Source organism: Thermodesulfobacteriota bacterium, assembly GCA_034189135.1.
Lineage (GTDB): Bacteria > Desulfobacterota > Desulfobacteria > Desulfobacterales > JAUWMJ01 > JAUWMJ01.
The window spans coordinates 1-7,121 of sequence record JAXHVO010000043.1 but is presented as its reverse complement, the minus strand read 5'-3'; the positions used below and the strand labels follow the sequence as shown (position 1 = coordinate 7,121).

The 7,121-nt window shown below is 43.0% G+C and carries 6 protein-coding genes and 1 pseudogene; 4 read left to right on the top strand and 3 right to left on the bottom strand.

Annotated features, from left to right (window positions below; translation table 11 throughout):
• The first annotated feature begins 302 nt into the window (after positions 1–302).
• The 4 genes from SWH54_06150 to SWH54_06135 all read left to right on the top strand — a co-directional run bounded on the left by SWH54_06150 (position 303) and on the right by SWH54_06135 (position 4,638).
• Positions 303–1,613, top strand: coding sequence for a glutamine synthetase family protein (locus tag SWH54_06150; protein MDY6790834.1), 1,311 nt, complete (start codon positions 303–305; stop codon positions 1,611–1,613).
• An 81-nt stretch (positions 1,614–1,694) separates the two neighbouring features.
• Complete coding sequence (locus SWH54_06145; GenBank protein ID MDY6790833.1) at positions 1,695–2,768, top strand: KamA family radical SAM protein; 1,074 nt, start codon at positions 1,695–1,697, stop codon at positions 2,766–2,768.
• A gap of 618 nt (positions 2,769–3,386) precedes the next feature.
• Positions 3,387–3,974 (top strand): DUF6036 family nucleotidyltransferase, encoded by a 588-nt coding sequence (locus tag SWH54_06140; protein MDY6790832.1) that lies wholly within the window; start codon positions 3,387–3,389, stop codon positions 3,972–3,974.
• Positions 3,967–4,638 (top strand): hypothetical protein, encoded by a 672-nt coding sequence (locus SWH54_06135; protein ID MDY6790831.1) that lies wholly within the window; start codon positions 3,967–3,969, stop codon positions 4,636–4,638. Before SWH54_06140 ends, SWH54_06135 begins: the two co-directional genes overlap by 8 nt.
• Before the next feature lie 74 nt (positions 4,639–4,712).
• Here the strand turns inward: SWH54_06135 and SWH54_06130 are convergent, their stop codons facing one another.
• The 3 genes and pseudogenes from SWH54_06130 to SWH54_06120 all read right to left on the bottom strand — a co-directional run bounded on the left by SWH54_06130 (position 4,713) and on the right by SWH54_06120 (position 7,005).
• Positions 4,713–5,489 (bottom strand): hypothetical protein, encoded by a 777-nt coding sequence (locus SWH54_06130; protein ID MDY6790830.1) that lies wholly within the window; start codon positions 5,487–5,489, stop codon positions 4,713–4,715.
• A gap of 13 nt (positions 5,490–5,502) precedes the next feature.
• Positions 5,503–5,982 carry an FtsX-like permease family protein gene (locus tag SWH54_06125; GenBank protein ID MDY6790829.1) on the bottom strand — a complete coding sequence of 160 codons (480 nt, stop codon included), beginning with the start codon at positions 5,980–5,982 and terminating at the stop codon, positions 5,503–5,505.
• Positions 5,983–6,114: 132 nt separating this feature from the next.
• A pseudogene (locus SWH54_06120) lies at positions 6,115–7,005 on the bottom strand (IS5 family transposase).
• Positions 7,006–7,121 lie beyond the last annotated feature (116 nt).

The following is a 7,121-nucleotide window of genomic DNA, read 5'->3' as shown; positions in this document are numbered from 1 at the left end:
AACGGAACATATTTTTGAGAATTACTATAAGGGCGTGCAAACGAATATAATCCTATTTTGTCCGCACTGAGCGAATCTGAAAAAGAAAAAATGTTGCATTTTGTGAATACTGTTGCTACAGCGGACAGGATTATTTTGGGGTGTTTTTCAGATGACCGATAACGCCCGAATAAACTTGAATAGAATCTATTTTACCACTACCAGTGCTGGAATGTTAGACGGTTCGGAAGTGATGATATTTCATTGCAGTTTAATCGCCTCTATGCATTTATGCTGGCTGAAAAAAAGTGGAGTAATAAAAAATGGCACATATCAAGGAAATTAAAGAAAAATTAAAAAACACAGATTCCACCAAAATCTTTTTTACCAACCTCAACGGAAGGCTGATGAGCCTGCCTGTCAATCCAGACGATATTGACTCCATTATTGAAACAGGAGTCGGTTTTGATGGAAGTTCCATTGCAGGCATGGCGACTGTTGATAACAGTGACCGACTGCTTTTTCCCGATCCCGACAGTTTTCGCACGGTGGAATTTAAAGATGAAAAAACAGGATTTTTCATCGGCCATATTTACAGTGATCTTGGAAATCGCGCTCTGGCCGATCCAAGGGCGGTGTTGGAAAATGTTCTGATCGAAGCGGAAACCGAGCATGGTTTCCGGTTTATGGTGGGTCCGGAACACGAATTCTTTTTGCTGACTGAAGAGGAATTTGGGAAAAATGTCCATTCCGATAATGCCGGTTACTTTCTGTCGACTCCCCATGATAGGGGAGAGCCGGTAAGGAACAAGATCATTTCCATACTGAAATCATGCGGGATAGCTTTTGAAAAAGCACACCACGAGGTTACCCCTTCGCAGCACGAAATAAATCTGAAACCCATCGACCCTCTTGGTGGTGCCGATCGCACCGTTCTTTTTAACTTTATCACCAAGAAGATCGCAAATGAGTTTGGCTATCATGCCACCTTCATGCCGAAACCTTTTGACGGTTTTAACCGAAACGCATTTCATATTCATCTGTCCATGCAGGATCTTGATGGTAACAACCTGTTTTATGATAAAGCTGCGGATCAACACTTTGGTGAACTTGCCCGGCAGTTTATCGGCGGTATCCTTAAATATGCCAGGGAAACTTCCATCATTATGGCTTCCACCTTTAATTCTTATAAAGCATATGTCTTAGAGAGGGAAGCACCTGTGATCCGAAGCTGGGGATTCAGGAACAGAAGTTCGATGGTGAGAGTGCCTTATTCGCAAACACCTGCCGGTATGAGAATAGAATTAAGAAGTCCTGACCCGGCAGGCAATATGTATCTTCAGATTGCCGTACTGATCGCAATGGGGATGGAAGGGATTAAAAATAAAATCGACTGCGGCCGTCCCGATGTTGGAAGCACCTATAAAAAGAAATACAATATCCGTGTATGGGATAAACGCTTTTTGCCCAAAAGTATGTATGAAGCCTTGGTTGAAGCGGAAAAAAGCTCGTTTTTAAAACAGATTCTAGGAGAAAGGATTTATCATAATTACATGACCCTTAAAACAAAGGACTGGGAAGATCACAGGGTGCATGTGACGCCCAAGGAGCATAAAAAGTATTTGAGCGCATAATGAGACCGTTAAAGTTATGGAACCGAAAGGCCAAGACCAGCACAATCTTCATCATTAAACAAATAGTAGGGAGGCAACTTCATGGAAGAATGGGTAGAACAACTGCAAAACAGCGTGAATACGCTTGAAAAATTGAAATCCTATATCAATGTGACCAAAGAAGAAGAAGAGGCGATTACCACCCTTAATACCAAATGGGGGACAACCCCCTATTTTGTATCTCTCATGGACAAAGATGATCCCAACTGCCCGATTCGCATGCAGGTGGTTCCGTCTTTAAAAGAGAAAGAGAACCGTTATGGCATTCCCAACTATTTGATCTGGAAAGAAAACCGTGACACCGATGAAGTCAGGCCTGACAGCATCGCCAGACAGTATCACGACCGGATCGCATTCACCGTAACGGATGTCTGTGCAAATTACTGCCGTCACTGCTTTCGAAAAGAACTGGTGGTGGATCGCGATCTAAAACTCCGTATGGACGTTGACGAAGGTATTGAATGGATACGGAAACACAAAGAAATTCGGGATGTTCTGATTACGGGGGGAGATCCTTTTATACTTTCAGATGATAAAATCGAATATATTATTCGAAAACTGCGTGAAATTGATCACCTTGAAATGATTCGCTTCGGAACCCGAACGCCCATTGTCCTGCCCCAGCGAATCACCGAAGGGCTTAAAAAGGTACTGAGCCCGTATCACCAAATCCCCATATGGATAAACACCCAGTGCAACCACCCCAAAGAGATTACGGAAAAGACGGGCAAGGCGGTTTTTGATTTGTTAAAATGCGGGGTCAATGTGGGAAATCAGGCGGTGTTGTTAAAAGGCATTAATGATGATGTGGAAACCTTTAGATTGCTGCATCAAAAACTTCTCACGGTCCGTATCAGACCGTATTATGTGTTTTACTGTGAACCGGCGCCCGGCATTGATCATTTCCGTACGCCTGTTGAAAAAGGGGCTGAGCTTATCCGCGATGCCATCCGCGGCCATACCACCGGCCTTGCCCAGCCCATGTATGTGGTTGCCACCAATATAGGCAAAATCCCGCTTATACCGGATTACTACATCATGGATAAGACCGATCAAGAATACACCCTTAGGAATTATCAGGGCAAACTCACCCAGTGGCCCAATATTCCGGAATGATCTTGGATGGTTGGCATAGTGGTCTGCTCATTATACCGGATCTCATTCTTTCCTGCTGCTTGACGATCTGACGATATTTAAAACCCGATAGATGCCCCGCTTCGGGTTTTAACGATCAAGGAATAGTTAAAAGAATCGACAATTGCGGCAAGGTTTGGGGCTCAAAAATGCTGCGCTTTTGCCTTAATCAGTTTTTGAGCGGCATCGCGCACAATTTCAAGTGCTTAGGTTGCCGTTCTTCCTTGAGCTACCATCCCTTGAATGTCATCCGAAATTGCCAGATACGTGAACTGAACTTTTAAGTCTCTGGTCAGAAATAATTATATTCCATACCAAAATAAGTTCGTTTTTATCATATTCGGCAAATTCACTTTATGCCAGAAAGGTGATTGAATAGGATAGGAATAGTGTTTGCCTAAGCTCCCGCGTCCGAAATAAAACTCTTGGATTACATAATTTCAGGGCCATGGGTGGGCCGCCTTACTTATTTCATTAACAAGGTATTTACGGATTATATATTAAATTCAACAAATCTATTGACAGGCACTTAATAAACTTGTATTGTTTAATACAATTAAATGTATCTAAAAGTACTATATATTGTATAAATAAATACAAATGAGATATCGATTAAATAAAAGCCGTCTTCTCGAAATTCTGAGAGAATGGAACCGTTTCCTCAAGCGTAAAGTCCACTTGATTGCCTGTGGTGGTACAGCGATAACTTTGATGGGGGTAAAACCTTCAACCAAAGATGTCGACTTCATGGTACCAAAGGACAGAGAGCACGCTTACCTGACAAAACAATTAAAATCAATGGGTTACAAACTGGTAACTGGCTCCGGATGGAAAAGAATTGGAGAGGATTTTCAGTTCGATCTTTTTCGTGGAAATCGTATTCATACAACCGAACTTATGAATTCCCCTCTTGAAGAAGGAGGGCACTCTTTTCTATTTGAGTTTTCGTATCTATATATTGGAATTTTGAACGATTATGATTTGATAGTCAGCAAGTTGATGCGAGGCTCCACAGTTGATTTTGAAGACTGCCTGAACTTGACTGAAGCCCACCAAACAACAATTGATATGAGCAGGCTTATTCGACATTTCTATGACATGATCAGTTATGATGTATCACAAGATCGCTTAAAGCCGAATATCGACCATTTCTTAAGGTTATTACGAAAGAAGGGGCTTTATGACTGATAAAAAACTACTGGCCAATTTGTCGAAGCTTGGCCTTCCAATGTTTGAACCGACTGAGGAACTGGATGTCAATGAAACATTGGCAGAAGTTGTAAAAAGCAATGACAACAGGCTATGGGAAGGCTTCCCTGTGCTGTTGGCAAATGCGGCCGAACGTTATCAATTTGCTCCGGAAAAAGTCGAAATGCGATTAATGAACCAAGAAGAGAAAAAACTCTTTCATCGCTTAGTGCTCATGTCCGGATCCTTGTTTTTACATTACCACTTATCGTTTCCATGGTGGAACAAGATCCAAAAGGGTTTTTCCAAAGATGATAAAGCCCTGGTCAAGAAATGGAAAAGCGATCTATCCAATAATCAGAATCTCAAATGGAATGATGTTGAGCTTGATCCAGACCGCCTAAAAGGGTTATTTGAACTCTATTTTGAGGAAAAGGCTGAAAAGGGTAGACGAAGAAAAGAAAAGTATGAGGAGTTCTCTTTAGAGTATGCGCTGTCACAAGTTTTTTCACCAAAACAAAAGGAGCTCTTCAAAAAAAAACTGGAAGGTCTTCCTTTAACGAAAACCGAGCGGGAGTATTACTCTCGCTCGGTCAAAAAGAAGGTCGTAGCACTAGCAAACTCTGAGCTGCATAGCTTATCGAAAAAACTTCTGGGATTATAAATTCCTTTTTCCTCTGATCATTCGTTGCTTGAGGTATAAAAGCGGATCTCGCTTGCCAAGGTTCCGGATAATTTTCAAGGCATATATTGGGCAAATGCCTTAAAAATTTTGTGGAGCAATTTATCTGTTGGCGGTGCCGATGGTTGAAGGGTTACCTCAAGAAATGCACGGACCGGTATTAGAGCAAACTTTCTTCCTAGATCCTCATCCTTTTTTTCGAAATAGACGGTTCTTTGTTTTGATTTACTCTCATTGATCATACCGCTCCATGCCAAAATTCCTTTGCTGAGGTCATAAATATCAAGTGAAACCGTCATACGTCTCGTAGCGGTCAACTCCACCGCAATTTCCTTGACAACCGGATTTCCTTTTGAATCCCATTGTGGGGGAATTTCAGTTCTGGGACATCTCTCCCTGGTTTCAGTGGTTTCGTTTTCAATGATGCGGACCAGCAGTAGATATCTGAATGCAATTGAGGAAGATTTCAATTTTACAACAAAGTCTGAATCCAACAACCCTTTGTATCTGTAGTGGTGAAGCATCGTCTGATAACGATCACTACCCAGCCATTGTATGACTTCTTCAACCGGCAAAACGACAAACTCTTTTCTTACCGTAAGAAAACTCTTTTGAAGTATGCCTGCGTATTTGCTGCTTTTTGACTCATCAATATCGTTGGCCACGGAAACAACGCCGCCGACACCCATCATACTGCCAACGATTTCATCGTGTGTAAAGCTTTCATCCTGCTCTAAATTGATAATCTCCGGTATGGTTGCACACCCGAAAAACATCAAAAAGGACAGAAGGAAAAACAGGCTACGTCTGAAAATTCGAATTTCCATTGGCAATGGCCCTTACCTCCTACTCGTATCTTAGTGCGGCAATCGGATTCATCCATGCCGCCCGGCAGGCTGGATACAGGCCGAAAAAAATTCCCACCAGCACAGAAACAATCAGCGGTAACAAAATCGCCCCACCGGTCACCGCAGTTTCCCACTCGGCAACCGTGGTGATCAGCACGACCGCACCGATGCCTGCCGCAACCCCAAAGATCCCTCCGGTAAATGTAAGAATGACCGATTCTGCCAGAAACTGCACGATAATATGGCCCCGCGTTGCACCCACCGCACGTCTGATGCCTATCTCCTTCATGCGTTCAGATACCGTTGCCAGCATGATATTCATAATTCCAATACCTCCCACCAGCAGGGAAATTCCGGCAATGGCACCCAAAATAATATTAAACATTCGCCTCGTCTTCTGCGATTGCTTCAAAAGTTCCTGAGGAACAACCATCTGAAAATCCTTTACCCCGTGATGCGCCACCTCCATGGTACGCATGATAATCTCTGCAGCATGGACCACTTGGCCGGTTTCCGCTATTTTAATTAGTCGATCCTGAAAAACTCATAATTTGCCAGAGATTTGGCAAATACTTGCTCTTTGACAAAATAGAAGCCAAAGTAAAATTTGGCGTAAAAAGTCAGCTGCCCACTTAAGCAGCTTTAAAAAATTCATACCTGCTGCACTCATAATCGCATTGATCCGGTCTCCCTCAACTCCTTTGAGACGACTGCGATCCATTCGATGTTCTCGCTTCAAGTGACCGATCCCGGGTTCTATGGCTGCACGACGCTTCATCCACCGCCATAAGCTTTTGGCGGTTCTTCCTCTTCGGCGTTTGTCAACATGGACTTGTGTGTCTCCTTTGTAGTTATGACCACGATAACCCATGTCCACAAACACGTGTTCAGGCTCTAGTACTACTCGTTTTACTTGTCTCAATGCTTCCTTCAAAGTGTGGCCGTCATAAGGATTGCCATGGTAAGCCTTCGCCCCGACGAACCAGCCGCCTTTACTCGTTGCGGCAACACTGACTTTGCAACCAAATTCATATCGCTTGTGCGCTTTTCCTTTGCTGATACACTCCACTTCAGGGGCATGAACACTGTAAATTTTGTTTTTGTCTTTTCGTTGTTGGTGATAGATCCGTGTTCCGATATCCATCAGTGACTGTAGTTGATCATCTATCTCTGAACAGTTTCTTTCAATATCTCGAAGTACTCGACCCAGATAATTTCTCAACTTGCGTGTACAGGCCTTGGCCCTTTTCATCTGACGGGCATGGGAATATCGACTTTGCCAGTAAAGCATATGCTTGGATTTCCGGTTGTAGTTTTGGCGAATCTTAATCCGACGTTCTTTGGCAAAATCAACCAATTTCTGCCGAGCTCGATCATACAGCCAGGCATCGGTAGGAAAACGAATCTCCTTTTCCTGTACGGTAGTGTCGATATTAACTCGCTTGAGTTGAAAGGACTTGAGCGCCTTGAGCTTTAAACCCGCTTTGATGGTCTCTTTTAATGTGGTTTAATTTTACCGGACACTTTGCTAAGAGTAATTATACAGAAAGTGAGGTGTTCAATGAGCAAGAAACGAAAACGTCCAAATTACACTAGAGAGTTCAAACACGATGCCAT